Origin of the sequence: Halomonas sp. BN3-1 (genome assembly GCF_003056325.1) — a bacterium.
GTDB lineage: Bacteria > Pseudomonadota > Gammaproteobacteria > Pseudomonadales > Halomonadaceae > Halomonas > Halomonas litopenaei.
In genome coordinates, this window is record NZ_PYVV01000007.1 from 20,971 (window position 1) to 47,557 (window position 26,587).

Here is a 26,587-nt window from a genome sequence, read left to right on the forward strand (position 1 = left end):
GCAGCACGACCTGCAGCACGACCTGCAGCATAGACGCTCGATCGCGGATCCGTTTCCGAGGGAAGATCGCCTTTCGGTGATCTGCTAAGCTCGGCGGCTTGTTGCCCGCCTGTTTGCGTGTCTGAAGGCTCGGGCGGTCTTTTTCTTATTCGCCGCCCGGGCGGCGTTTGTGCCATCAGGATATCGCCGTGCGTGACCAGTCCTCGTCCTCTACTCCCGCCTCGACGCTTGACTCGACCCTTGAGTCACCCCTTGCTTCAACTCTTTCCTCCAATATTGGCCGCATTCCTTCGCTGGACCTTGAGGCCCGCCGCCTGGCCAGTGCACGTCTCGATAGCCTGACCAAGCCCCCCGGCAGCCTGGGTCGACTCGAGAAGCTCGCTGCGGATCTGGCGGCGATGACCGGAGAGCCGTTACCCCGGGTCGACCCTGCGGCCATCATCGTGTTCGCCGCAGACCACGGGGTGGCGGCGGAAGGCGTGTCGGCCTTTCCGGCCTCGGTCACCGCCCAGATGGTCGCCAACTTCGCCCGCGGGGGCGCCGCCATCAACGTTTTCGCCCGCCAGATCAATGCCCGGCTCGAGGTCGTCGACGTTGGGGTGGCCACGCCCAGCGACCAGGTGCCGGGTGTGGTGCTCGATCGGGTGCGGGCGGGCAGCGGCAATATCGCCTGCGAGGACGCCATGAGTCCCGACGAGGTAAAGGCGGCGCTTGAGGTCGGCATTCGTGCCGTCGAGCGCGCCCGCGCTGCGGGTGCCCGCTGTGTCATCCTGGGAGAGATGGGCATCGCCAACACCACCGCAAGCAGTGCTCTGCTGGCCGCCTTTACCGGCCTTTCCGCCGAGGAGGTGGTGGGGCGTGGCACCGGTATCGACGATGCGCGTCTGGACCACAAGCGCAAGGTCATCGCCAGGGCGCTGGCACGGGGCACTGGCGATACCGCCCTCGATACACTGGCGCGTCTGGGCGGGCTCGAGATCGCCGCCATGGCAGGGGCCTGCCTGGGCGCAGCGACGGGTCGCACGCCGGTGCTGGTGGACGGTTTTATCGCCACGGTAGCGGCCCTTGCGGCGACTCGGCTGGCGCCTGGCGTGCGCGACTACCTGGTGTTTGGCCATCGCAGCGATGAGGCCGGTCACGGTGAGGCGCTGGCCGCACTCGGCGGTGAGCCGCTGTTGTCACTTGGCCTGCGCCTGGGCGAAGGCAGCGGCGCGGCCCTGGCGTATCCGCTGCTCGCCAGTGCCTGCGCCATGCTCAGCGAGATGGCGACATTCGCCGACGCCGGAGTCGAGGGTGGCCCGTCGGCATGAGGCGAGCAGACGTCGTGAGAGTAGATGACGACAGCGCGGCCAGGGGGTGGTGGTTCCCATGACGCTGCCGCCACTGAGCCCCGAGTTGCTGGCGTTGGTGCTCGCCGCCCTGGTGCTGGACCTTTGGCTGGGAGATCCACGCTGGTTGCCGCATCCGGTGGTCGGCATGGGCCGACTGATCGGCGCCCTGGAAGCGCGGCTTAACCGTGGCAGGCCGCAGGCGCGTCGAGCCAAGGGCGTGGTGCTCACGCTGGTGGTGGTGGGGCTTGCATGGACGCTGGCCACTCTGGCGATTGGCCTTGCCGGTGTCGTCTCGCCCTGGCTGGCGCTGGTGGTGGAGGGCTTGCTTTTGTGGACCTGCCTTGCCTGCCGGGGCCTGGTGCAGGCGGCCCGCGCGGTGGCCACACCGCTGGCAAGGGGCGATCTGTATCAGGCGCGGCGCGCGGTCTCGGCCATCGTCGGGCGCGATACCCGGGAGCTCGACGAGGCCGGGGTGAGCCGAGCGTGCGTCGAGAGCGTGGCCGAAAATACCGTCGATGGCATCACCGCACCGCTGTTCTGGGCTCTGCTTGGCGGTGCGCCCCTGGCCTTGGCCTACAAGGCAGCCAATACTCTGGATTCCATGGTCGGCCATCGCAGCGATCGCTACCGCGAGTTCGGCTGGGCCTCGGCTCGCTTCGACGATCTGGTCAACCTGCTGCCGGCTCGGCTGACGGCGCTGGCCATGTGGTGTCTTGCTGCGGTGGTTCCGGGGCTGCGCAGGCGCGGCGCCTGGTCGGCGACGTGCCGGCAGGCACCGGCCCACCCCAGTCCCAACGCCGGCTGGCCGGAGGCCATGGTGGCCAATCTGCTCAGCGTCGAGCTGGGCGGGGTAAACCGCTACGGCGATCAGATCAGCGACCGGGCGCGGCTGGGTACGCCCACCGAGACGTTAAAGGCGCGTCACATCGACGCCGCGATTCGCTGTCTCTACGCCGGTACGGCGGGCGTGCTGACACTGCTGGCCTTGATCATCCTGGTGCTGGAGGCCGTGCGATGACATCGACCCACACTCGGCACCTGAGCGACACAAGCGCGAGCCAGACGCCAACGCAGGGCCAGGGCTCTTGCTGGCCTGATCACGGCGGCCAGGGCGCGGCGCTGCTCGACAGACTTGGCCTGTCGTCGGTGACACCGACCATGGATGTGAGCGCGAGCCTCAACCCGCTGGGCCCGCCGGCCTGGCTTGCTGATTGGCTCGCCCGCGCCATGAACGAGGTGCGCCACTATCCTGACCCCGAGCACCGGGACGCCGTGGCGGCCCTGGCGGCGTCTCTGGGGATAGCGCCACCGTCGGTGGTGTTGACCAACGGCGGCGCCGAGGCGATCCACCTGGTGGCCCGGGCCTATCGTCGCACCCGCGCCTTGATCATCGAGCCGACCTTTGGTGAGTACGCCCGGGCATGCCGGCTCAACGATATCGAGATCGAGCGTTTGCAGCTCAGCGGAGATGACTTCCGGCTGGACGTCGAGGCGCTCTCGGCGCGCCTTGCCCCTGTCGATCTGGTGTTTGTGTGTCGCCCCAACAATCCCACCGGCACGCGCCTTCCCAGAAGTGACGTGGAAGCGCTGGTGGCGGCGGCCAGGCGCAGCGACACCCTGGTGGTCATCGACGAAGCCTTCGTCGACTTTGCCGACGATGAAGCCCCGCTCACCGATCTGGTGGAACAGGGCGAGCCGCTGGTGCTGTTGCGCTCGTTGACCAAGTTTTACGCCCTGGCGGGGCTGCGGCTTGGCTATCTGGTGGCGTCCCCGCAGCGCTGTCGTGCGCTGCAACACCATCAGGTGGCCTGGAGCGTCAACGGCCTGGCTGCCGCAGTAGTTCCCGAGCTGCTGGCCGATGGCGACTTTGCGCGTCGCACGCGCGACTGGCTTCACTCCGAGCGTGCCTATCTGACGGCAGGCCTGCGCGATCTGGGCCTGACGGTGGTGGACTCCCAGGCCAATTTCGTGCTGTTCAGGCCGCCGGGCCAGCCGTCGCAGGCCAATGGCGAAGCCTTGTTGTCGTATCTGGCACGTCATGGTTGTCTGGCTCGCCACACCCACACCTTCAACGGGTTGGACGGCGCCTGGATTCGCGTGGCGCTGCAGCGCCGAGCCGACAATGATCGCCTGCTCAGATGGCTTGGCGACTGGCTCGGCGACTGGCTCGGCGACGCCCAGTCTCGTGGAGAGAACCGATGATCGCCTTTGTCAGCGGTGGCGTGCGTTCGGGCAAGAGTCACGTTGCCGAACAGGCGGCACTGGCGCTCCACGCCGACAAGCCCCGGGGGCAGCTCTGGTACCTGGCAACCGCCAGGGCCGAGGAGGGCGAGATGGCCACGCGGGTGGCGCGCCACCAGGCCCGGCGTGACAGCCGCTGGCATACGCTGGAGGCACCGCAGGACCTGTTGGTCGCCTGGCGTCAGGTGAGCACAGGCGACACCGTGCTGCTGGATTGCCTGACGCTGTGGTCGAGTCAGCGCCTGTTTGCCGACGGCCTCGAGCGTGACGACCGGCGCGCTGCGGCGAGAGACGCCTTTAACCAACTAGCAGCGCTGCTCGCGGACGCTCGCCGACGTGATATCGCGCTGGTGGTCGTATCCAACGACCTCAACGAGGAATTGCCGCCGAAGGACGCCTTGGTGCGCTGGTACCTGAGCGAGCTCCAGCGTCTGCACCTGCTGTTGGCGCGGTGTGCCGATCGGGTGGTGGAGGTGGTCGCGGGGCAGGCCATCGAGTGGAAGCCGGCGGGGGAACGTCCCGCTGACGTGAGGGCAGGAGCGGGCAACAGGCTGGGTAGAGGAGAGTCGAGTGAGTGATCTAAGGCCGCGAGTGCTGCCGGCACTGGCCGGGCTGGGGCTGGCGATCCAGTTTCTGACCCGGATTCCATTGCCGGTGATGATCGACTGGAACGGCGCCAACCGCCGCTGGGCGGCGCGTTGCTACCCGCTGGTGGGGCTCTTGATCGGCGTGCTGCTGGCCGTGGCCGCCGCGCTGACCTCAGCGCTGCCCACGCCGATCCAGGCACTGGTGCTGCTGACGCTGTGGGTGGCGCTGTCCGGTGGGCTGCACCTGGACGGTGTGATGGACCTGGCCGATGCGCTGGGCAGCAATGCGCCGCTCGAGCGCCGCTGGAAGATCATGAAGGACCCGCAGGTCGGCAGTTTTGGCGTGCTGGCGCTGGTGTTCCTGCTGGCCTGGAAGGCGGTCCTGTTGTGGTGGTGGCTCACGACCGACGGGGCTCTGCTGTGGCTGGTCGTGGTACCCGCCCTGGCCAGAGCCAGCGCGGTGGCGCTGCTGATCGGCGTACCCGCTGCTCGGCCCGAGGGACTCGCCCATAGCTGGCAGCAGGGCCTTGGCTGGCGCGACCTGGTGCTTGCCCTGGTTCCTCTTCTGGTGGTGGTTTCCGCGGGACTGCTGCTGGAGCCGGGCGGGACGAACGTAGCCGGGCTGGTGGGGGTTCTGCTCGCCAGCGGGGGCTTTACCTGGGTCTTCGCCCGGGGGATGATCCGAGCCTTTCACGGCATCAACGGCGATATGCTGGGCAGTGCCATCGAGGGAGGAGAACTATGGCTTCTGATGTGTGTCTCGAGCTGGTGGTGGTTCGCCACGGGCTGACCCAGTGGAACCTGGACAAGCGCTACCAGGGCCAGCGCGATATCGAGCTGTTGATGCCCGACGCCCTGGCCGATATGGATCGGTTGCGCCTGGAACTGGAAGGCGAGCGCTTCGACGCTGTGGTGTCGAGCGACCTGACCCGCTGCCGCCAGACCCTGGCCCATATCGCCGAGGGCCGTGGCTGGCCGGAGCCTCGCCTGGACCAACGCCTGCGCGAGAACGACTTCGGCGAGTTCGAGGGGCGCAACTGGGAAGAGCTCAAGGACGATCCGGTCTACCGGGAGTGGATCGACAGCGCCGGTGAGCTGGCGCCTCCCGGTGGTGAATCCGCCCAGGACCTGCGTGACCGGCTGGCGTTGGCCCTCGGCGCCATCTTCGATGCCGCCGTCGAGGCCGGCCATCGGCGCGTGCTGGTGGTCACCCACGGCGGGGTGATCCGCGAGCTGCGCCGAGAGTTCGAGGGCGTGCCGTTCTGGGAGGGCGTCGTCGGTCAGGCCGCCGGTCGGCGCTGGACACTCATTCGACAGGCAGAGGGCATCACATGCACGTCTTCATCGGCGGTACCGCGTCAGGCAAGCGTCAGCGGGTAGCCGAGCGCTACCCCGAGGCACGCTGGCGCGACGCCGACGAGATGATGAGACGGGTGCCCGGTGCGGGCGCTGGTCCCGCCATCGACGATGGCGACACCCTCGTCATCAGCGGCTGGCTTGCCTGGCTCGAGGCCGAACTAGAGAACGAACTTGAGAACCAACGTGAAAACGAGTCAGCAAGCGCCGACGATGACCGGCTGGGCCGGCGCTGGCGCGAGGCCTTGACTGGCTGGGCCAGTTCGCCGGGACGGCGCGTGCTGGTGCTTGACGAGGTGGGGCGCGGCATCGTCCCGGTGGACCCGGCCCAGCGCCGCCTGCGTGATCTGATGGGCTGGCTGTCCCAGGACGCGGTGCGCCTGGCAAGCCAGGTACACTACGTACGCCATGGCCTGACCATGCGGCTCGATGGGAAGGAGGCTACCGCAGCGGGCCGAGCGGACTGAGCGAACAGACCCGGCATCGAACCAGTCGAACAAGCCGAACGGCGCTTTTCGTTGACGCCCGCTGTGCCGATTGCTAGCTTACGCGCACTCTCAGGTGCCCCGAAACGTGCCAGCATGACCACGGCGTCAGTCCTTTCTGACGCAAGACGCCGTGGCCAGAAGTAGACACGAGGGGTGAAACGGGAAGTCGGTGCCAATCCGACGCTGCCCCCGCAACGGTGATCGAGTCAAGCGCGCTCACCACGCCACTGTGACAGGGTCCTTGACCCCTGATGCGACCGGACCCTGTGTCCCGCTCAGCCAGTCACGGGAAGGCGAACGCGCCGAACCGTCGAAACGCTTCGATGGTTCATCTCGTCAGCCCGGAGACCGGCCTGAAGAGCCATGCCAAGGGGCGGTGGGGTCCCGACGCGCAGCGCTTGCCTGTCAGTTTGGTGTTCTTGACGCTCCCGGGTGTCCTGTCCAGCGTTCTGTGTCCCCTGTTCGCTCCTCGGCCTTCGAGGGTCTACGCCGTGCGGGTGCGCACGGTGCCAAGGGATACACCATGTCGTCTGCTTTCTTCGCCCCTGCTCGTCTTTCTGTTGCCTGCCGCTCCCGTGGCCTGCGTCTGTGCGTCGGCCTTGCCGCCGCCCCCTGGCTACTGGTGAGCCAGGCCAGTGCCCAGCAGTCCGCTTCCTCCGACGTGACGACCGCCGAGCCGTCCTCCGTCGAACAGGTCTCTATCGAGCCCACCACCGAGCCCGCCACCGAACTCGACCCGCTGGTGGTGTCGGCGACGCTTTCGCCGCGTACCGCCAGTCAGTCGCTGTCCTCCGTCAGCGTCATCGATGAAGAGGCGCTAAGGCGCCGCGATCCGGTCAGCATTACCGACGCCCTGCGTGGCCAGCCCGGTGTGGATATTTCCACCAATGGTGGCTTCGGCAAGCAGGCGAGCGTCTATATCCGTGGTACCGGCAGCACCGCCTCGGTGATGATGATCGACGGTATCCGCCTGCGCTCGGCCACCAATGGCGGGCCTGCCTGGCAGTACCTGGAGCCGCGCATGTTCGAGCGTATCGAGGTGGTACGCGGTCCCCGCGGTGCGCTCTACGGCGCCGACGCGGTGGGCGGGGTGGTTCAGCTGTTCACCGACAAGCCCGATGAACAAGGGCCGACGCCCAGCGTGCAGCTCGGTACCGGCTCCTTCAATACCCAGCGGGCCTCAGCCAGTCTGTCGGGCCGCGAGGGCGGTACCTCCTACCAGTTCAGCGCCACCCGCCTGGACAGCGACGGCACCGAGATTCGCGACGGTGGCGAGGACAAGGCCTACGACAACACCTCGGGTCTGGTGAGTCTGTCCCACACCTTCGACAACGGCGCCAACCTCGGGCTGCTGGGACTGCGTGCCCGCGGCAACAACGAATACGAAGGTGGCGACTCCGACTATGTGCAGCAGGTGGCCGGTGTCTACGCCGAGGTGCCGGTGACCGATATCTGGTCGTCGCGTCTTACCCTGAGCGAGGCCCGCGATGAGCTGGAGGACCACTCCGAGCCCAACGACTTTGGGCCTGGAAGCACCACCGAGTTCGACACCGAGACCCATACCGTTCGCTGGGACAATACCCTGCAGCTCGGTGCCCACGAGCTGATCGCCGGCGCCGAGTATCTGGAGGACAAGGTCGACAGCACCACCGATTACGAAGAGACCAGCCGCGACAACGTGGCGGTGTTTGCCCAGGCACTGATGGACTTCCATCCGTTCTCGTTGCAGGCGGGTCTGCGCCACGACGACAACGAGGCCTACGATGAAGAGGTCACCGGCCACCTGGCGCTGGGCTACGCCCTCGATGATCAGCACACCCTGCGTGCCAGCTACGGTACCGCCTTCCGCGCCCCGACCTTCAATGAGCTGTACTTCCCCGGCTTTGGCAACAGCGATCTTGAGCCCGAGGAGTCCGAGACCTGGGAGCTTGGTCTGCGTGGTCAGTACCAGCGGCTTTACTGGGATCTGGCGCTCTACCAGACCAACGTCGACGACCTGATCGCCAATGAGTCGAGGGATGGCCGCTTTGCCCCCTTCAATGTCGACGAGGCGCGTATTCGTGGGATCGAACTTGCCACCGGGCTCGAGCTCGACCAGTGGACCCTGGCGGCCAGCGTCGCCTATACCGACCCGGAAGACCGTGACACCGGCAAGCAGCTGATTCGCCGCGCCAGCCAGACCCTGCGCCTGGACGCCGATCGCCAGCTGGGTGACTGGAATCTGGGGGCCTCCTTCATCGCCCAGGACCACCGCTACAATGACGTCGACAACGACGAGCGTCTGGCCGGCTACGGCACCCTGGACCTGCGCGCCGGCTGGGCCTTTGCGCCGGACTGGAAGGCCAACCTGACGCTCGAGAACGTCTTCGATCGCGAGTACGCCACCTCGCGTGCGTCTGCCTTTCAAGGTGGCTGGGACTACGAAAACCCGGGACGTGCTGCCTACCTGAGCGTCGGCTTCAACCTGTGATCATCCGCCGCTCGCTTGTCTCGGCCAGCATCGGCCTGGTGCTGTCGGCGCTGACCGGTGCCGCCATGGCGTCCTCTTCGCCCGACGGGGACGAGGACATCTGCGTGGTCGATGACACCGAGCGGGAGCTATGCCTGGCGGCGCCGGCAGAGCGCATCGTGGCGCTGTCGCCCAGCGTCACCGAGATGCTGTTCGCGGCGGGGGCCGGCGAGCGGGTGGTGGGGGTAGTCAGCTTCAGCGACTATCCCGAGGCCGCGCGCTCGCTGCCCCAGGTGGGCAGCTACGATCGACTCGACCTCGAGTCGTTACTGGCGCTTGACCCCGACCTGGTGGTGGCCTGGGCCGGGGGTAATCCCGGACAGCAGGTCGAACGCCTGGATGAACTCGGGCTGCCGGTGTTCCGCTCGGACGCCGCCAACTTCGAGCAGATCGCCACGACGCTTGAGCGGTTCGGTCGCCTGGCCGGTTCGGCGGATACCGGCGACACCGCGGCCCGAGAGCTGCGAGAATCGGTAGCGGCCCTCGGCGAACGCTACGTTGACGCAGCACCGGTCGAGGTCTTCTATCAGGTATGGGAGCAGCCGCTGATGACCGTCAACGGTGAGCACTGGATCAGTCGAGCGCTGTCACTTTGTGGCGGCGTCAATCTATTCGCCGACGAGGCGCCGCTGGTGCCTCGACTGTCGCGGGAGGCGGTGCTGGCCGCGGACCCGGAAGTCATCATCACCGGTGGCATGGGCAAGGCGGACTCCACCTGGCTCGATGCCTGGCGCCAGTGGCCGCAGATGACCGCCGTGGCCCGCGACAACCTCTATTTCATCAACCCCGATCTGGTGCAGCGGGCGACGCCGCGCCTGGTCGAGGGCACCCGAGCCCTGTGCCAACATCTGGATGCTGCCCGTGAACGCCGCTGACTCCAGCGCTACCTATCGGCCCAGCCGGCGACGTCGTCCGCTGGGCCTGCTGGCGCTGCTCGGTGTGGTGTCGGTGGTGCTGGCCGTGTCGGTGGGCAGCGTCGCGCTGTCCCCGATGGAGCTGTGGCTGACGCTGACCGGGCAGGGCAGCCCCCTCCACCAGACCCTGGTGTGGGAGCTGCGCCTGCCCCGTGCGCTGGCCGCCTTCGGTACCGGTGCCTTGCTGGCCCTGGCCGGCGCCTTGATGCAGGTACTGCTGCGCAATCCATTGGCCGACCCCTATGTGCTCGGGCTCTCCGGCGGGGCCTCGGTGGCGGCGCTGTGTGCCATGCTGGCTGGCCTTGGCGCGGCGCTGGTCTCGGCCTCGGCCTTTGCCGGCGCGCTGGTGTCGATCCTGGTGGTATTTGGCCTGGCCCATGGCAGCGGCAGCTGGTCACCGGCCCGCCTGCTGCTGACCGGGGTCGTCATGGCCTCCGGCTGGGGCGCGATCATCACCTTCCTGCTGGCGGTAAGCCCGGTGGAGGAGCTGCCGGGGATGCTCTACTGGCTGATGGGCGATATGGCCTACGCCCGCAGTCCCTGGCCGGTACTGGTGATCGCCGCGCTGTCGGCGCTGGTGCTGGTGCCGCTGGGGCGGACCCTCAACGTGCTTGCCCGCGGCGGCCAGCAGGCGCTGGCGCTGGGCGTGGCGGTGCGCCCGCTGGAATGGGGGCTGTATCTGGCGGCCAGCCTGGCCACCGCCACCGCGGTGACCACCGCCGGATCGGTAGGGTTCGTCGGCCTGATGGTGCCGCATATGCTGCGCCTTCGCCTGGGTGCCGACCAGCGCCTGATCCTGCCGGCCTCGCTGCTGGCCGGTGGCTGCCTGCTGACCCTGGCCGATACCCTGGCGCGGACCCTGATCGCCCCCCAGCAGTTGCCGGTAGGGGTGATCACCGCGCTGATCGGAGTGCCGAGTTTTCTCTACCTGCTGCATCGCAGCCACGGCAAGGGATAGGGGCGCTCATGGCTGTCACACCCGCATCCACCGACCAGGCGCTGCCATCCTGTTCGCTGTCCTGCGAAGCGCTGGTGATCGACGTGCCCGGCAGGGCGGACGGTCAGCCGCTGTCCTTTTCCATCGAGCCCGGCAGTCGCTGGGGCATCCTCGGGCCCAACGGCGCCGGCAAGAGCACGTTATTGCATACCCTGGCCGGGTTAAGGGCGCCGCGCCATGGGCGCTTGAGGCTGGACGGCCAGCCGCTGACCGACTGGCGCCGGCGTGCCGTTGCCCAGCGTCTGGGCGTGGTGTTCCAGGAGCGCCATGACGAGTTTCCGGCCAGCGTGCTGGAGACCGCGCTGATCGGCCGCCATCCCTTCCTCAGGGCTTGGCAGAACGAAAGCGAGGACGACGTCCAGCGCGCTCTGGGCGCGCTTGAACGCCTCGATATCGCTCACCTGGCCCACAGGCCGCTGGCGACCCTGTCCGGCGGCGAACGCCAGCGGGTCAGCCTGGCCACGGTGCTGACCCAGGCGCCGCAGATCTGGCTGGTGGATGAGCCCACCAACCACCTCGATCTGCATCATCAGGTGGCGGCCATGGCGCTGCTCGACGAACAGGCAAGCCAAGGGGCCGCCGTGGTGATGTGTCTGCATGATCTCAATCTGGCGGCGCGCTGGTGCGACCATCTGCTGCTTTTGTATCCCGACGGCGCGGCCTGCTGGGGGCCACGCGACGATATGCTGGTCACTTCGGCCCTCGAGCGGCTCTACGACCAGCCGTTGAGCGTCGCCGAGGTCGATGGCGCCGCCGTCTTCATGCCGCGGGTGGCCTCGTCGCTTACTCCGCCGCGCCCCACCAAGGAAGTTTCCCATGACCCACACGTCCCCCACGACACAGACTCCGAAGAACGTTGATCCCGAGCGCCACGCCCGGCGCATGGCCGCCAAGCAGCGGATCATGGCCGAGCGCATCGCCAGTGCCGACAAGGAGCAGGGCGTGCTGCTGGTGCTGACAGGCCCCGGCAAGGGCAAGAGTTCATCCGGCTTCGGCATGCTGGCCCGGGCGCTGGGCCACGACATGAAGGTGGGCGTGGTGCAGTTCATCAAGGGCGCCTTTTCCACCGGAGAGGAGGCCTTCTATCGCCGCCAGCCGGGGGTAGCGTTCCACGTCATGGGCGAGGGCTACACCTGGGACACCCAGGACCGGGAGCGCGATGTCGCCGCCGCCGAAGCCGCCTGGGACAAGGCCCGCGAGTTGCTTCAGGATCCCGATATCGCGCTGGTACTGCTCGATGAGCTGAACATCGCCCTGCGCTACGGTTATCTGGATCTCGACCGGGTGCTGGACGACCTGCAGGCCAGACCGGCAATGCAGCATGTGGTGGTGACCGGCCGCAACGCGCCCCAGGCGCTGATCGAACTGGCCGATACGGTCACCGAGATGAAGGTGGTCAAGCACGCCTTCAAGGATCAAGGAATAAAGGCCCAGAAGGGTATCGAGCTTTGATCGAACCCCCAGAAGAGCATCGAGCTGTAAGGGAGCGCTAGCATGGCAACGCTGATGATCCAGGGCACCACCTCGGATGCCGGCAAGTCCACGGTGGTCGCCGGTCTGTGCCGGGTGCTGGCACGGCGCGGGTTCAGCGTGGCCCCGTTCAAGCCCCAGAACATGGCGCTGAACAGTGCCGTCACCGTGGATGGCGGCGAGATCGGTCGCTCCACCGCGCTGCAGGCCCAGGCTGCCCGCGTAGCGCCCCACAGCGACATGAATCCTGTGCTGTTGAAGCCCGAAAGCGACAAGGGCGCCCAGGTCATCCTGGCCGGTCGCGTCCACGGCAGCATGGCCGCGTTGGACTACCACGCTTACAAGACCACCGCCCGACAGACGGTGATGGACTGCCATCGCCGGCTGTCCGAGCGCTTCGGCGTGATCATCGCCGAAGGGGCGGGCAGCCCCGCCGAGGTCAACCTGCGCGAAGGCGACATCGCCAACATGGGCTTCGCCGAGGCGGTGGACTGCCCGGTACTGCTGGTCGGTGATATCGACCGAGGCGGCGTCTTTGCTCAGCTATGCGGCACCTTGGCGCTGGTCAGCGCGTCCGAAAACGCGCGGATCAAGGGCTTTGTGATCAACCGCTTTCGCGGCGATATCGGGCTGCTGGAACCGGGGCTTGAGTGGCTGGCCGAGCGCGAGGCGAGGCCGGTGCTCGGCGTGCTTCCCTACCTGCAGGGGCTGTGGCTCGACGCCGAGGACAGCCTGTCGCTGGAGCAGCGGCTTGATCACGCAGGGGGCGACATGCTCAAGGTGGTGGTGCCGGCCCTGCCGCGCATCAGCAACCACACCGACCTCGATCCGCTACGCCTGCATCCTCGCGTCAGCCTGAGCCTGGTCGGCCCCGACCAGCCGATGCCCGATGCCGACGTCATCCTGTTGCCGGGCAGCAAGAATACCCGGGCGGACCTGGCCTGGCTGCGCAGCCAAGGGTGGGATGAGCGTATCCGTCGCCATCTGCGTTACGGCGGGCGGGTGCTGGGTGTCTGCGGCGGTTTTCAGATGCTGGGGGAATGGATCGACGATCCTGACGGCATCGAGGGCGAGCCCGGCGGCGTCGAAGGGCTCGGTTGGCTTGCCATGTCCACCACCATGCGCCCCGACAAGCGCCTGAAACGCGTCAGCGGGCGCATCGACACCGCCGACGGCTGCTGCAGCATCCACGGCTACGAGATTCATCAGGGCGTCAGCCGGGGCGAGGCGCTTTCACGGCCATTGATGCGTCTCGAAGGACGAGACGAAGGTGCCGTCAGCCAGGATGGCCAGATCATGGGAACCTACCTGCACGGGCTGTTCGACGGCCCCGACGCCTGCGAAGCATTGCTCGCCCGCCTCGGGCTGCCGGCCGAGGACACCCGCCGGGTGGACCTCGACGCCCATCGCGAACGTCAACTCGACCGTCTGGCCGACGCCATCGAGCAGCATCTGGATATGGAGATGGTTCTGCGCCTGATCGGCTGAGGAAGATGGTCCGAAGTGGCGCCCGGCGTAAACTGAGGGGCTGCCACTGCTTTCCCTGTACAGATGGCACCATGGCAACTGCGTCGAGGGCTTGGTCATGAAGGTGACATCGAAACATGTGGTTAGCAGAGACAAGGGATGGGCAGTAAAGACCAGCGGCACGTCTCGTGCCGGCAAGGTTTTCGAGAGCAAGGCTGAAGCCGTGGAATATGCGCGCCGCGCGGCCAGGAAGGAGCACGGTGAGCTATACGTGCATGGGCTCGATGGCACTATCCAGGAGCGCAAGAGCTATCGGCGCGCATCCGAGGCAACCAAGTCTCTGCGCTCGAAGAAGTGACGGCATATGCCATTTGAGCGCAATGTCTTTGTCAATTGCCCGTTCGATGAGGCGTACTATTATCCGCTATTGCGTCCCTTGCTCTTCACCATCATCTACGTTGATTTGCTCACCCAGCAGGCTCGTGATGTAGTCAAGGACTCTGTCAGGCTGCTCGCGATGGGGCACGTGGCCACACCCCTCCAGCAATACCATCCGTGACGACCCTTGAGGCAGTTGCGCGTAGCGTTTGGGCTGCTGTGGTGAGCCGTATTCGTCCTGGTCACCGTGCAGCGCCAGTACAGGACACCGGACCCGTCTGAGGGTGTCATCCAGGGCCCAGCTCCGAAAGTCGGGGTCCAGCCAGGTCTCTACCCAGGTGTCGAGCACCCAGCGGGCCTTGTCGCCATGGTACTTCTTCAGGCGCTCGATCTGGCCGGGCAGGGCGAACGTATCGCGGGCCTGGCGTATGCCCGAAAGCGTGCGTTCTTCCACAAAGGCCTGGGCCGCCAGAGTAATCAGCGCCTGGCAATCGTCGAAGTGGGCAGCGATACCGGCAGCCATGCAGCCGCCCACGCTATGGCCCAGAACAACGAAACCCTCGAGCTTTAACGCACGATGAAGCGCGGCAAAGCCCTGGTGCGCTTCGTCGGCGATAAAGGTGTAGGTCAGTAGGCCTGGGTGGCGCATGGATTGGCCGAAGCCCAGTCGATCGTAAGCGATCACTTCGCGGCCGGTGGTCATGCACAGGGCTTCGGGGAAGTCGCGCCACAGCTCAACGCAGCCCAGCGAGTCATGCAGCAACACGATGGGCGCGCCCTGGGTATCAGGCTCGGGACGCCATCGACGAACAAACAGCGATTGCCGGTCTGTGTCGTGCAGTGACACCTGAAGGTCAGATACCTGGGGCATGAAGTGGCTCGCTGGCAGCAACGTATCAAGCCCACTCTAGCGAGTGGCCGCCGGCCTGCCAAGCAAGCGCTAGGTTTTGACAGGTCGCTTTCAGGACAGGTCGCTTGTAATACAGGGCCATGCCAGTGTCAGAGCCGCTTCAAGGATACGCCTTGGCAAGTTACGTCTTGTCGGCAAAGCGTTCGGGGTCATCGGAAATGACGGTGGTCACGCCCCATTTCCAGTACTTGGCGAAGGCCACCGGATCATTGGCGGTATAGCACAGCAGCGGTGTGCCGCTCTGGGTAACCTCCCGAGCCCGCTCTTCCTTCAGCTTCTTCCAGTCGCAGTGCAGACTGTAGGCCTGCACCGCTTCCATGTCGTGCCGCCAGTTCTTGCCGATCTTGTCGACCAGCACCCCAAGGGCGAGCTGGTCGGGCGTGGCGATGCTGCGCGCGTGATCGAGGGCCGCCGGGCTGAAGGAAGACACCAGTCGACGTTCGAACGGCAGCGCTTCCAGCAGACGCGGGATCACCGATTCGGCCAACGCTTCCGGGTCGCGCCCCCGGGTCACCTTGAGTTCCAGGTTGACCGCCATACCGCGTCGATCGATCAGATTGAGCATGTCGTCGAGTGTCGCCATGCGCTCACCGCGAAAGCGCTCGGCGTACCAGGCGCCGACGTCGTATTCCCTGGCCTGTTCCAGACGCAGCTTGCTTAACTTGCCGCGCCCGTTGGAGCAGCGCCGCATGCCGGGGTCGTGCCAGATCACCGGGGTGCCATCACCCAGCAATTGCACATCGAGCTCGACCCAGGTGATACCGGCTTCCCAGGCAAGCTGGACGGCGCTCAGGGTATTTTCCGGTGCATGGGCCGACAGGCCGCGATGCGCCATCAGGCGGGGCAGGTCGATAAGGGGCGTGCGAGATGTCGTCATGGGCTCTCCTTGGCTTGGCGTCACAACATGGCACCGGCTTTCGTCATCATCGGACATGACCGTCCTGCTAGCCAGAGGCTGCACGCCTCCATGTTGGGCCACAAAGATGACCGAACGGCGACGACATGAACACCCCATCTGTCGCAGCGGTACGCCGAGGGCGGTGTCGCTGCCTGGAATATGCTAGTCTCGCCGGTTTCGACAAGTGGGTCAGCGCCGGTCGGCGCCAGCAATTAGAGGTCAGTGATGAAGGTCGTCAAAATCAACGAGCCCCAGCAGCGGGAAGCCTGCCTGGCACGCCTGTGTGCGGAAGCCTACGGTCATCAGGCGGGTATCGCCCCCCTGGTCACCTTCGCCGGCGTCATCGGGGTGCTGTTCAAGCAGGAAGCCGCCCGGCTTCTCGCTCTTGTGGACGATCAGTCCCGTCCCATCGCCCTGGCCCTGCTGGTCAGCGACGAAGCCGGTACCAGCATGAATGTGGCCCAGTTGACGTCGCTGGATCCTGACGCCGAAAGTGCGGTCGACGGCGGCAACAAGAACGGCGCGGAAAGCGATAGCCAGGGCGAGGCGCAAAAGCCGGCCGGCAAGGGCAAGCTGAATCCCGCCCTTCGCCTGGTGGCCGAACTGGCGCTGCGGGCGCCGCTGCGGGTGGACGTGGTCAGCGATGCCCAGAAGGCCGAGTTTAGCGCCGCCGGTATCCAGCGCTGGATCAAGGGCCCGGGCGAGCTGCAGATCGGTCTGGGGCCAAAGCATACGGCCACCAGCCTCGACAATCTGCCGCGTACCCTGACCGTGGACGAAGCCTCCGTGGTGGCCAACTTCAAGCAGGACAAGGCGTTGTTCGAAGATTACAAGAACCGCTTCGTCAGAGGCCTGGAGTCCTTCCCGCGGACGTTGTGATCAGCGACGGAAGGGCACCTGTTGGGTCCTTCCCGCGGACGCTATGAACTAGTAGAAGTAGTAGCAACAACGAAGCCCCGACCCCTGCCTCTTTTGGAGGCGAGGGCCGGGGCTTCGTCGTTGGGCAAAGGGTCGGCGCTTGCCGGGCCGAGGTGGTTGTTGATCCGCTCGCGGGCAGCAAGAACGGAGGTGGCCCGGGTCACGCCGTCAGGGATCGATGCCCGTCGATCCGTGCAGTTGTCTAGCCTTCGCTGGTGAGGCTGAACGACCCCTTCATCATCGAGGAGTGGCCGGGGAAGGAGCAGAAGAAGGTCAGATCCTGGTCGGCGAGTCCTTCGGTGTCGAAGGTGATGCTGGTGGATTCGCCGCCGCCGATGATGTCGGTGGCGGCCAGGATGCGGTCATCCTCGGGCAGGTAGTTGTTGTCGAGTCCCGCCTGCATGCCGGCGGAGGCGATCTCCTGATAGGCGTCGGTAGGGGCCAGCACCCAGTTGTGTCCCATCACGTTCTTCGCCATGGAACCCGAGTGGGTCAACGTCAGACTGACGGTCTCGCAGCTGGCGGGTACGTTCAGCTCGCTCTTGTCGTACTGCATCTGGTCAGTGGAGTCGATGGTCAGCCGGCACTCCTCGGCGACGTTGTCCGCGGCGCCGTCATCCGCTACCGCCACGGCAGAGAACAGCGGCACGGCGGTGATCGCGAGGATGGAGGCGGAGGAAAGCAGGGCATGTTTCATGACAGCGTCCTCTTCGTTGCTGGATAGGGTGGGTGCAGGGTTTGCCACGACCGTTCACGGCGTTCAGCAAAGGGAAGCGCGGTGCACCACACAAGATGTATCCATGTTTATATTTGAACTGTATACAATTGATGAGTCTCGTAGACATCAATGGAGCTGTCAAGCGCCGACAGTGATCCCGTGGCCACGGCTGTGCCGACGGCAAATCCAGTTTGGACTTGACCGAGGTCGAGCAGAGCGCTTGACTGGGCGTACATACCCGTTAGCAGCGTAAGGAAGCCTTTCATGGCCAAGCGGATTCAATTCGCACGCACCGGCGATTCCGAGGTGCTGGAACTCGTCGATACACCGGCGGCCGAGCCGGGCCCCGGCGAGGTACGCGTCGCCAATGAGGCGGTGGGCCTCAACTTCATCGATATCTACTTCCGCACCGGTCTGTATCCGGCGCCGTCCCTGCCGTCGGGCCTGGGAACCGAAGGAGCTGGCGTGGTCGACGCCGTGGGCGAGGGGGTCGATCATCTGCAGGTAGGCGACCGCGTGGCCTACGCCCAGGGGCCCCTGGGTGCCTACGCCGAACTGCACACCCTGCCGGCGGACAAGGTGGTGGCGCTGCCCGAGGGGATCAGTTGCGAGACCGCAGCGGGGGCCATGCTCAAGGGGCTGACGGTGCAGTACCTGCTGCGTCAGACCTACCCGTTGCAGGGTGGCGAGACCATCCTGTTCCACGCCGCCGCCGGTGGGGTGGGATCGATTGCCTGTCAGTGGGCCAAGGCCCTGGGCGTCAAGCTGATCGGCACGGTCAGCTCCGTCGAGAAGGCAGAGCTTGCCAAGCGCAATGGCGCCTGGGCGACCATCGACTACACCAAGGAAGACGTGGTCCAAAGGGTGCGCGAGCTGACCGGCGGCGAGATGGTCGACGTGGTCTACGACAGCGTCGGCAAGGACACCTGGGAGACCTCGCTGGACTGCCTGAAGCCGCGCGGCCTGATGGTCAGCTTCGGCAACGCCTCCGGACCGGTCGAGGGGGTCAACATCGGCATCCTCAACCAGAAGGGCGCGCTCTACGTCACTCGGCCGAGCCTCAACGGCTACGCCGACAGCCCGGAGCGGCTGCAGGACATGGCCGACGAGCTGTTCGACATGATCGAGAGCGGCAAGGTGAAGATCGACGTGGCCCAGCGCTTCGCCCTGGCGGAGGCCGGCAAGGCCCAGGACGCCCTGGCGTCACGCAAGACCACCGGGTCTACCGTGCTGCTGCCCTGAGCGATCGATCGCCGATCCCTGTCTTCCTGATCGAACCTGTCCTCCGGACAGAGCGGGCCCGCCAAGTTGGCGGGCCCGCTTGCATTTCAGGGAGGCGTCGGCCTGACGGCGGAGTGGCTTGCGTACCGGCTGCCCTGCTCGCCGTCGGTTCTGCTTGGCGCTACAGCGACGCCCCCAGCTCGCGAATCATCTTCTCGCGCCGCTTGAGGGCGGCCAGTCCCTCGTCGCCCAGGCGATCGGCCACCTCGGTCAGAAGCCCCTGGGCCAGCAGGAAGAAGGCGCCCATGGCGTTGGAGAAGAACAGGCTGTCGGTAGGCACCAGGAAACGGTATTCGGCGACCCGGGCAAGCGGAGACGACTCGCTGTCGGTCAGGGCGACCACCCGAATCCCCGCCCGCGCCGCCACCCGAGCGGTTTCCAGCACGCTGGTGGTGTAGGGAAAGCAGCTGATCACCACCAGCAGGTCCCCTTCATCCAGTTGCGCCAGGGCATCGGCCACCCCCTGGTGTCCCGCATCCAGCTCCCCGGTATCGGCACGCAGCATGCCAAGCCCGTAGGCCATGAACTGCGCCAGCGACGCAAACTGGCGTTGCCCGTGGACCCTGACCCGACGGGCGAGGGCCAGCAGCTCGACCACCCGGTCGTAGTCATCGGCGTCGAGTCGCTCGAGCAGGCCGGCGAAGTTGGCGCTCTCCTGGCGTCCGAGCCGGGCCAGCCGGGCGACACCCTGGCCCTGGTCGCGATCGGTCGAAAGCCTCGAGGCCAGGTCGCTGTAGAAGTGCTCGCCGCCATCGGCCAGATCCCGCCGAAACACCGCCTGCAGCTCGCCGAAGCCGTCGAAGCCCAGGCGCTGGGCCAGCCGGGTCAAGGTCGAGGGGTTCACCTCGAGCCGCCCGGCCAGCTCGCTGATCGAGGCCACCGCACTCGCCTGCGGCGACTCCAGCAGCGCCATCAGCACCCGCAACGATCGTTTGCCCAAACGAACCTCGCCGTCACCGGCCTGGATCTGCGCTGCCAGTTCCTTCAGGTCGCCGAGGGTGCTCGATTCGCCGAGGCGAACTGGGCGGTCCTGAGCGCTCCGCTCGGTCGATGGCTTGGTGGCGGGCTTCGAGTCGCGAGAGGGCATGGCGTCTCCTTTAATGACGAGCGGGCCAGTGTGCCAGCTTGGCGGGCGTCTGTCCGGTGAGGCGTAGACTCAATTTGCAAATATGCATTGTGTAAAAATAGAATGCATTTAATATTTGCATTTACGCGATGTCGTATCTACCTGCTGGAGGTTCCATGAGCCGCGTCTTTCACCGCCACCTCAAGGCGTCCTATCCCACCGCGGTGGCAGGCGATGGGCCCTATCTGATCGATGCCGCAGGCAAGCGCTACCTCGATGCGTGTGGCGGCGCGGCGGTGTCCTGCCTGGGGCATAGCGATCCCGAGGTGCAGGCCGCGATCAGCGAACAGGTCAAGCGTATGGCCTACGCCCATTCAAGCTTCTTTACCTCGGAGCCGATGGAGGCGCTGGCCGACTTCCTGGTCGATCGCGCGCCCCAGGGCATGGGCAGCGTGTACTTCGTCTCCGGTGGTTCCGAAGCGGTGGAAGCGGCGCTGAAGATGGCGCGCCAGTACTTTCTCGAGATCGGCCAGCCAGAGCGCACCCAGGTCATCGCCCGGCGCCAGAGCTACCACGGCAATACCCTGGGGGCGCTGGCCACCGGCGGAAACGCCTGGCGTCGGCGGCCCTTCGAACCGCTGTTGGCCGACACCACCCACGTCAGCCCCTGTTACGCCTACCGCGGCCAGCGCGCGGACGAAAGCGCCGAAGCCTACGGCGAGCGACTCGCGGTGGAACTCGAGGACACCATCGAGCGGCTGGGGCCACGCCGGGTGATGGCCTTCGTCGCCGAGCCGGTGGTGGGGGCGACCCTTGGCGCGGTGGCGGCGGTGCCCGGATACTTTCGGCGGGTGCGCGAGATCTGCGATCGTCACGGCATCCTGCTGATTCTCGATGAGGTGATGTGCGGCATGGGGCGCACCGGTAGCCTGTTTGCCTGCGAGCAGGAAGGCGTCAGCCCCGACCTTCTGACCGTGGCCAAGGGCCTGGGCGGGGGCTACCAGCCCATCGGCGCCACCCTGGCCAGTGCGCGTATCCGCGACACCATCGCCGAGGGCACCGGCTTCTTCCAGCATGGCCACACCTATATCGGCCACGCCACCGCCTGTGCCGCGGCGCTGGCGGTGCAGCGCGCGGTAGAGGAACGCGGCCTGCTTGAGCAGGTGCGGGCCAGGGGCGAGGCGCTGCGTGCTCGGCTTCACCAGCGCTTCGGCGACCACCCGCACGTCGGTGATATTCGCGGACGCGGGCTATTTCTGGGACTCGAGCTGGTGGCGGACCGGGCCAGCAAGGAGCCCTTCGATCCCGACCAGCGCCTCAACGCCGCGGTCAAGGCCGCCGCCATGGACCAGGGGCTGATGTGTTATCCCGCCGGCGGTACCCTGGACGGACGCCGTGGAGACCATGTGCTGCTGGCGCCGCCCTATATCGTCGAGGAAGATCATCTCGACGAGATCGTCGACAAGCTCGACGCCGCCTTGCAGCAGGCGCTTGGCCAGGTGGGCCATTGAGTCCATGCCTGGCGCTTCGGCCCGCGCAACACCACTGACACACCAGGCCCGCCAAGGGGCGGGCTTGCTACCTTTTTTCCCACGTACAGGATGACAGCATGACCCTTCGTTCCCGCTTGCCCGAGCTTGACGACGCCACCATGAGCGCGGAGCAGCGTCGGGTGCTCGACGATATCCTCAGCGGCCCCCGCGGCAACCTCGATGGTCCCTTCCTGGCCTGGGTGCACAGCCCACAGCTTGCCGACCATGCCCAGCGCCTGGGCGCCTTCTGTCGCTACCATACCTCGCTTCCGCTGCGCCTCACCGAGCTTGCCATCCTGACCACCGCGGCCTGGTGGAAGTCCCAGGCGGAGTGGCAGATCCACGCCCCCATCGCCCTCAAGGCCGGCCTGTCCGAGTCGGTGGTCGAGGCCTTGCGAGAAGGCCGTCAACCGACCTTCGAGCGCAGCGACGAAGTCATCGTCCATCGCCTGGCCAGCGTGCTGTATCAGCACCGGCGCGTCGATCAGGCCACCTACGACAGGGCTGTGGAGGCCTTCGGCGAGGAGGCCGTGGTGGAACTGGTCGGGGTGCTTGGCTACTACGCCCTTGTGGCGATGACGCTGAACGTGTTCGAGGTTCGCCGAGGCGATGAACCGCTGCCCTTTGACGAACCCTAACCCTTTGCCGAACCCCAGCTCGTTGACGAAGCCTGCCCTTCGTCGAACCCTCCTAGGCGCGCTGACAAGGTGTTTTAGGCTACGCTGAATCAGCGGTACCCTGGCGCTTTCTCGGTGACGCTTTCGCGACCTCCAGCACTCTGCAATCGCCCGTCAGGGCGCCGCCCAGGGAGGGGCCGGCATGGACGACAGTCTTCTGGTATTTATCGTGCTCGGGCTGACGCTGGCGGCGTTCGTCTGGGGGCGGTTTCGTTTCGATCTGGTGGCGCTGGCCTCCTTGCTGGCCTCGGTGGTGCTGGGGCTGGTGCCCGCCGACCAGGCCTTTTCCGGTTTTGGCCATCCGGCGGTGATCACCGTGGTGGCGGTGCTGGTGCTGTCCCGTGGCTTCGAGCGGGCCGGGGTGGTGGACGTGATCGCCGCCCAGGTGCTCAAGGTCGGCGACAGGCTCCTGTACCAGCTATTGGCGCTGACCGGCCTTGTCACCGTGCTGTCGGGCTTCATGAACAACGTGGGGGCGCTGGCGTTGCTGCTGCCGGTGGCCCTGCGGATGTCGCGCGAACACGATACCTCGCCGTCGATCCTGCTGATGCCGCTGGCCTTCGGCTCGCTGCTGGGTGGCCTCACCACCCTGATCGGCACCCCGCCCAACATCATCATCTCGAGCTACCGCGCCAGCGTCGCCGGCGAGCGCTTCAGCATGTTCGACTTCTTCCCGGTAGGCGGCGCCGTGGCAGTCGCCGGGGTTGCCTTTATCGTGCTGCTGGGCTGGCGCCTGGTGCCAAGGCGCACCGGCCAGGCCAGCCGCGACGCCATGTTCGATACCGCCCACTATCTGGTGGAGGTGCGGGTCGACGCCGATGCCCAGGCCCTGGGCTGGTCGCTGCACAAGCTCAGGCGCAAGCTCGACGACAACGTGCCCGTGCTGGCGCTGGTGCGGGGCGGTCATCGCTACGCCGGTCACTCTTTCTATGGGGTGCTCAAGGAGGGCGACATCCTGCTGCTGGAGGCCGGCCCCGAGGAGCTCAAGGCGCTGGAGGATCGTGCCGGACTGCGGGTCGGTCTGACACCCGAGGAGGCGCCGGATCCTGATGCCGAGCAGAGCGACACTGAGCCAACCAACACCGAGCCAACCGACACCGAGCCAACCAACACCGAGCCAACCAACACCGAGCAGGCGGACAGCGATGACCCGGTGCGATCCTCGGGCAACGCAGCAGCCGCATCGACATCGGCCCAGCCGTTGAACGCAGACGGCAACGCCGGGTCCGCTTCGCTGGCCCAGCGTACCCGCCAACTGGTCGACGAGGACGAGCAGGCGCGAGAGCGCCGCATCACCCTGGACGAGACCCGTGAGGCGGCGCGGGGCACCGAGGACGGTGACGAGCGCCAGGACGACAAGGCCCCCGAGGACCTGCACCTGATCGAGGCGGTGGTGCGCAACGACGCCGCCATCAGCGGCCGCACCGCCGCCGAGCTGCGCCTGCACCATCAGTACGGCCTGCACCTGGTGGCGGTGGCCCGTGACGGTGGGCGCCTCAAGCAGCGTCTGCGCGATATTCGTTTTCGGCCCGGCGACGTGCTGCTGCTGCAGGGCGATCCCGAAGGGCTGGGCGAGAGCCTGACGGTGCTTGGCTGCCTGCCGCTGGCAGACCGGCGCCTGACCCTCGGCCAGCCGCGCCAGCTTGCGCTGTCGGTGGGCATCTTTGCCGTCGCTATCACGGCCATGCTGTTCGATCTGCTGCCGGCGGCGGTGGCCTTGTCGCTGGCCGCGCTGGTCACCCTGCTGGTGGGGGGGCTGCCGCTGCGCGAAGGCTACCGTGCCATCGACGGCCCGGTGGTGGTGTTGCTGGGGGCGATGATTCCAGTGGGGCAGTCGCTGGAGTCCAGCGGCGGGGCAGGCCTGATCGCCGATGCCATGCTCGGGCTTGGCAGCCAGTGGCCGCCCATCCTGGTGCTGGCGGGGCTCTTCATGGTCAGCACCTTGCTGTCCAACGTCATCAACAATGCGGCGGCGGCGCTGTTGATGGCACCCATCGCGGCGAGTCTCGCCAGCGGTTTCGAGCTGTCGCTGGACCCCTTCCTGATGGTGGTGGCGATCAGCGCTTCCTGCGCCTTTCTGACGCCCATCGGCCACCAGTCCAACACCCTGGTGATGGGCCCCGCTGGCTATCACTTCAGCGACTACTGGCGCCTTGGCCTGCCGCTGACCCTGGTGGTGATGGTGGTCGCCATCCCGCTGATCATGCTGGTCTGGCCGCTGCAATAACGGCCAATGAAAACGCTCGGGCTGGGCCCGGGCGTCGTGGTGGTGCGCGAAACGTCGGCGTTATGCGGTGACGTTGTGGTGGTTCATCTTTTCCTTGTCGGTGACGAAGGCGTCGAAGGCGAAGTCGTCCACGCTCAGCATGTCGAGCACCTCGGCCTCGCGCTTGCGCATGAAGTCGGCATCCTCCTCGCTGATCAGACCCTCCTCGAGCGCGGCTTCCAGGCGTTCTTCCGGGTGCAGCGCCTGCACCGGCAGCTTGCCCTTGGAGTACGCCTTGTTGATCTGGCGATAGAGCACCTCGGCGCGGTCCTGGGTTTCCAGCAGGGCGTTGTAGCGCGCCACCGGGTTGTCCTGGACCTGGTCGTTGCTGTCCCAGGCGCCGACCAAGAGCTTCTTGCGCAGGGCGCTGTCGGTGGACACCGCACGGGCGATGGACCGGGCCAGGTCGTCGTGGGGGCGTGCCCAGCGGCGGCCCAGCGGCATCACCAGCACCTTCAGGGTCTTGCCCATCGCCCGGTTGGGCAGGTTGTCGAAGACCTCGACGAAGGCGGTCTCGGCGCGATTGAGCAGGAAGCGGCAGGCGTAGTGCATCAGTTCCGCCTCGCCCTCGACCTTGTCACCCTCGTGCCACTGCTTGATCACCATGCTCACCAGATAGAGGTTGGAGAGCACGTCACCCAGGCGCGCCGAGAGCATCTCGCGCTGCTTGAGCTCGGCGCCCAGGCTCGCCATGGCGGCGTCGGCGCACAGGCTGAAGCCGGCAGACAGGCGGGCCACGTCCTGGGCGTAAGGGCGGGCGACCTCGTCGAAGGGGCAGGACGGCTTGCCGATGCCCAGGCCCATGGTGAGGGCGCGGGCGGCGTTGCCGAAGATCAGCCCGGCATGGCGGAAGAACGCCCGGTCGAAGGCCTTGGCGTTATCGGCATCCTTGGCCGCCAGTTCCTCCAGCACGTAGGGATGGCAGCGGATCGCGCCTTGACCGAACACCATCAGGTTGCGGGTCATGATGTTGGCGCCTTCCACGGTGATCGCCACCGGGTTGGCACTGTAGCCGATGCCCAGGTAGTTGCGCGGGCCCAGGGTCACCGCCTTGCCGCCGTGGATGTCCATGGCATCGGCCAGGATGTCACGCTGGAACTCGGTCAACTGGCTCTTGAGGATAGTCGATGGCACCGCCGGCGCCTGGCCGTGGTCGATGGTGTTGGCGGTCTGGTAGACCGCCGCCTGGGCGATGTAGGCCTTGGCGGTAAGACGTGCCAGCGGCTCCTGAATGCCCTCCATCTCGGCCACCGGCACATTGAACTGGCGACGGATGCGGGCGAAGCCGCCGGCCCAGCCGATGGCGTAGCGGCCAGTGCCGGTAGCGCCGGAGGGCAGGGTGATGCAACGGCCGACCGACAGACACTCGATCAGCATGCGCCAGCCTTCGCCGGCCATCTCGGGGCCGCCGATGATGGTGTCCAGCGGCACGAATACGTCCTTGCCACGAATCGGACCGTTCATGAAGGGGCTGCCGATGGGGTGGTGGCGGCGGCCGATCTCCATGCCGTCGGTATCACGCGGCACCAGCGCGCAGGTGATGCCGAGGTCCTCAATGTCGCCCAGCAGGTGGTCCGGGTCGAACATGCGGAAGGCCAGGCCGACCACGGTGGCGATGGGCGCCAGGGTGATCCAGCGCTTGTTGAAGGTCAGGCGCAGGCCCAGCACTTCCTTGCCGTCGATTTCCTGCTTGCACACGATGCCGACGTCCGGCAGCGAAGTGGCGTCGGAGCCGGCGCGGGGGCCGGTCAGGCCGAAGCAGGGGATCTCGCGGCCGTCGGCCAGGCGCGGCAGATAGTGGTCCTTCTGCTCCTGGGTGCCGTACTTGAGCAGCAGCTCACCCGGACCCAGCGAGTTGGGGACACCCACGGTGGACATCAGGGTCTCGTTGACCGCGAGCTTCTGCAGCACCGCCGACTGGGCCTTGGCCGAGAAGCCGAGACCACCGTACTCCTTGGGAATGATCATGCCGAAGAAGCGTTCCTTCTTCAGGTAGTCCCACAGCTCCGGCGGCAGGTCGGCGCGCTCGCGGGCGATGTCCCAGGCGTTGCACATGCCGGCAGCCACGGTGCACTGATGGTCGATGAAGGCGCGTTCCTCGTCGCTGAGGCCGTCATCCTTGAAGTCGAGCAGGCGCTGCCAGTCAGGACGGCCGGAGAACAGCTCACCGTCCCAGGCCACGCTGCCGGCCTCAAGCGCAGTACGCTCGGTATCCGATACGCGGGGGGCGACCTTCTTGAACATGGCGAACAGACGCGGCGACAGCCAACCTTGGCGCAGCGCCGGCAGGCCGCAGACGGCGATGACGGCGGCGGTGATCAGCAGCAGTACGCCGACGAATTCGGCGTCGAGGACCAGGCCCGCGACCCCGAGAATGGCGGGCAGGGCGGCGGCAGGCGCGGCCCCGGCCTCGCGGCGGGCGATGGCGATCAGGCCAACGACCGCAAAGATGAGCAGGAGCAGGCTGAGCATGGGCGGTTCTCCTTGGAGAGCGATGAGAGGAAGTGTGGTTGTAATAAAACGCCTGTTTGAATTCTTGCAGATTAGCCCATCGCCTGACAACCGGCCATCGAAAACCTTGCC

General features: G+C 66.6%; 24 protein-coding genes and 1 riboswitch. Of the genes, 19 read left to right on the top strand and 5 right to left on the bottom strand.

Annotated features, from left to right (window positions below; translation table 11 throughout):
- Positions 1-188 precede the first annotated feature (188 nt).
- The 14 genes from cobT (at position 189) to C9F12_RS11040 (ending at position 13,718) form a co-directional block, all read left to right on the top strand.
- Entirely contained in the window at positions 189-1,310 is a 1,122-nt protein-coding gene (gene cobT / locus C9F12_RS10975) for a nicotinate-nucleotide--dimethylbenzimidazole phosphoribosyltransferase (RefSeq protein ID WP_275886755.1), read from the top strand.
- Positions 1,311-1,368: 58 nt separating this feature from the next.
- Positions 1,369-2,349, top strand: a complete 981-nt coding sequence (gene cbiB, locus C9F12_RS10980; RefSeq protein WP_108448886.1) for an adenosylcobinamide-phosphate synthase CbiB — start codon at positions 1,369-1,371, stop codon at positions 2,347-2,349.
- Positions 2,346-3,533, top strand: a complete 1,188-nt coding sequence (cobD, locus tag C9F12_RS10985) for a threonine-phosphate decarboxylase CobD (protein WP_108448887.1) — start codon at positions 2,346-2,348, stop codon at positions 3,531-3,533. The genes cbiB and cobD overlap by 4 nt, the downstream gene beginning before the upstream one ends.
- Positions 3,530-4,150 (top strand): bifunctional adenosylcobinamide kinase/adenosylcobinamide-phosphate guanylyltransferase, encoded by a 621-nt coding sequence (locus C9F12_RS10990; RefSeq protein ID WP_108448888.1) that lies wholly within the window; start codon positions 3,530-3,532, stop codon positions 4,148-4,150. The genes cobD and C9F12_RS10990 overlap by 4 nt, the downstream gene beginning before the upstream one ends.
- Positions 4,143-4,949: an adenosylcobinamide-GDP ribazoletransferase gene (gene cobS, locus C9F12_RS10995; protein ID WP_240184232.1), complete on the top strand. Its 807-nt coding sequence runs from the start codon at positions 4,143-4,145 to the stop codon at positions 4,947-4,949. The genes C9F12_RS10990 and cobS overlap by 8 nt, the downstream gene beginning before the upstream one ends.
- The gene (locus C9F12_RS11000) at positions 4,901-5,539 is read left to right on the top strand and encodes a histidine phosphatase family protein (protein ID WP_045994588.1); all 639 of its coding nucleotides are present in this window, start codon (positions 4,901-4,903) and stop codon (positions 5,537-5,539) included. Before cobS ends, C9F12_RS11000 begins: the two co-directional genes overlap by 49 nt.
- Positions 5,491-5,982, top strand: coding sequence for a bifunctional adenosylcobinamide kinase/adenosylcobinamide-phosphate guanylyltransferase (locus tag C9F12_RS11005; protein ID WP_045994589.1), 492 nt, complete (start codon positions 5,491-5,493; stop codon positions 5,980-5,982). The genes C9F12_RS11000 and C9F12_RS11005 overlap by 49 nt, the downstream gene beginning before the upstream one ends.
- A 126-nt stretch (positions 5,983-6,108) precedes the next feature.
- A riboswitch (cobalamin riboswitch) is annotated at positions 6,109-6,375 on the top strand.
- 151 nt (positions 6,376-6,526) lie between these two features.
- The gene (locus C9F12_RS11010) at positions 6,527-8,473 is read left to right on the top strand and encodes a TonB-dependent receptor (protein WP_108448889.1); all 1,947 of its coding nucleotides are present in this window, start codon (positions 6,527-6,529) and stop codon (positions 8,471-8,473) included.
- A complete protein-coding gene (locus tag C9F12_RS11015) occupies positions 8,470-9,387 on the top strand; it encodes a cobalamin-binding protein (protein WP_345840307.1) in 918 nt (305 codons plus the stop codon). Before C9F12_RS11010 ends, C9F12_RS11015 begins: the two co-directional genes overlap by 4 nt.
- Entirely contained in the window at positions 9,365-10,384 is a 1,020-nt protein-coding gene (locus C9F12_RS11020) for an iron ABC transporter permease (RefSeq protein ID WP_108448890.1), read from the top strand. Before C9F12_RS11015 ends, C9F12_RS11020 begins: the two co-directional genes overlap by 23 nt.
- A gap of 8 nt (positions 10,385-10,392) precedes the next feature.
- The gene (locus C9F12_RS11025; protein ID WP_108448891.1) at positions 10,393-11,283 is read left to right on the top strand and encodes an ABC transporter ATP-binding protein; all 891 of its coding nucleotides are present in this window, start codon (positions 10,393-10,395) and stop codon (positions 11,281-11,283) included.
- Positions 11,240-11,875, top strand: coding sequence for a cob(I)yrinic acid a,c-diamide adenosyltransferase (gene cobO / locus C9F12_RS11030; protein ID WP_108448892.1), 636 nt, complete (start codon positions 11,240-11,242; stop codon positions 11,873-11,875). The genes C9F12_RS11025 and cobO overlap by 44 nt, the downstream gene beginning before the upstream one ends.
- 42 nt (positions 11,876-11,917) lie before the next feature.
- Positions 11,918-13,381, top strand: a complete 1,464-nt coding sequence (locus C9F12_RS11035) for a cobyric acid synthase (protein ID WP_108448893.1) — start codon at positions 11,918-11,920, stop codon at positions 13,379-13,381.
- A gap of 97 nt (positions 13,382-13,478) precedes the next feature.
- Entirely contained in the window at positions 13,479-13,718 is a 240-nt protein-coding gene (locus C9F12_RS11040) for a DUF2188 domain-containing protein (RefSeq protein WP_108448894.1), read from the top strand.
- A 66-nt stretch (positions 13,719-13,784) separates the two neighbouring features.
- Here the strand turns inward: C9F12_RS11040 and C9F12_RS11045 are convergent, their stop codons facing one another.
- Together C9F12_RS11045 and C9F12_RS11050 are read right to left on the bottom strand one after the other, a co-directional pair.
- Entirely contained in the window at positions 13,785-14,609 is an 825-nt protein-coding gene (locus C9F12_RS11045; protein ID WP_108448895.1) for an alpha/beta hydrolase, read from the bottom strand.
- A gap of 160 nt (positions 14,610-14,769) precedes the next feature.
- Complete coding sequence (locus tag C9F12_RS11050) at positions 14,770-15,525, bottom strand: glycerophosphodiester phosphodiesterase family protein (protein ID WP_108132973.1); 756 nt, start codon at positions 15,523-15,525, stop codon at positions 14,770-14,772.
- Between the two features lie 246 nt (positions 15,526-15,771).
- Here C9F12_RS11050 and C9F12_RS11055 point away from each other — a divergent pair, with 246 nt between their 5' ends.
- On the top strand, positions 15,772-16,425 hold the full coding sequence (locus tag C9F12_RS11055; protein ID WP_108448896.1) for a hypothetical protein: 654 nt from the start codon (positions 15,772-15,774) through the stop codon (positions 16,423-16,425).
- A 241-nt stretch (positions 16,426-16,666) separates the two neighbouring features.
- Here C9F12_RS11055 and azu read toward each other — a convergent pair whose 3' ends face one another.
- Positions 16,667-17,161 (bottom strand): azurin, encoded by a 495-nt coding sequence (gene azu, locus C9F12_RS11060; RefSeq protein ID WP_108448897.1) that lies wholly within the window; start codon positions 17,159-17,161, stop codon positions 16,667-16,669.
- A gap of 285 nt (positions 17,162-17,446) precedes the next feature.
- On the opposite strand from azu, the gene C9F12_RS11070 reads away from it, so the two are divergent.
- Positions 17,447-18,424 (top strand): NADPH:quinone reductase, encoded by a 978-nt coding sequence (locus tag C9F12_RS11070; protein ID WP_108448899.1) that lies wholly within the window; start codon positions 17,447-17,449, stop codon positions 18,422-18,424.
- A 160-nt stretch (positions 18,425-18,584) separates the two neighbouring features.
- Here the strand turns inward: C9F12_RS11070 and C9F12_RS11075 are convergent, their stop codons facing one another.
- Positions 18,585-19,550, bottom strand: coding sequence for a MurR/RpiR family transcriptional regulator (locus tag C9F12_RS11075; RefSeq protein WP_108448900.1), 966 nt, complete (start codon positions 19,548-19,550; stop codon positions 18,585-18,587).
- Positions 19,551-19,705: 155 nt separating this feature from the next.
- Here C9F12_RS11075 and C9F12_RS11080 point away from each other — a divergent pair, with 155 nt between their 5' ends.
- From C9F12_RS11080 to C9F12_RS11090, 3 genes are all read left to right on the top strand, one after another.
- Entirely contained in the window at positions 19,706-21,040 is a 1,335-nt protein-coding gene (locus C9F12_RS11080) for an aspartate aminotransferase family protein (protein ID WP_108448901.1), read from the top strand.
- 98 nt (positions 21,041-21,138) lie between these two features.
- Positions 21,139-21,699: a carboxymuconolactone decarboxylase family protein gene (locus C9F12_RS11085; RefSeq protein WP_045994599.1), complete on the top strand. Its 561-nt coding sequence runs from the start codon at positions 21,139-21,141 to the stop codon at positions 21,697-21,699.
- 181 nt (positions 21,700-21,880) lie between these two features.
- The gene (locus tag C9F12_RS11090) at positions 21,881-23,965 is read left to right on the top strand and encodes an SLC13 family permease (RefSeq protein WP_108448902.1); all 2,085 of its coding nucleotides are present in this window, start codon (positions 21,881-21,883) and stop codon (positions 23,963-23,965) included.
- Positions 23,966-24,025: 60 nt separating this feature from the next.
- On the opposite strand, the gene C9F12_RS11095 is transcribed toward C9F12_RS11090, so the two are convergent.
- Positions 24,026-26,476, bottom strand: a complete 2,451-nt coding sequence (locus C9F12_RS11095) for an acyl-CoA dehydrogenase (RefSeq protein ID WP_108448903.1) — start codon at positions 26,474-26,476, stop codon at positions 24,026-24,028.
- Positions 26,477-26,587: the final 111 nt, after the last annotated feature.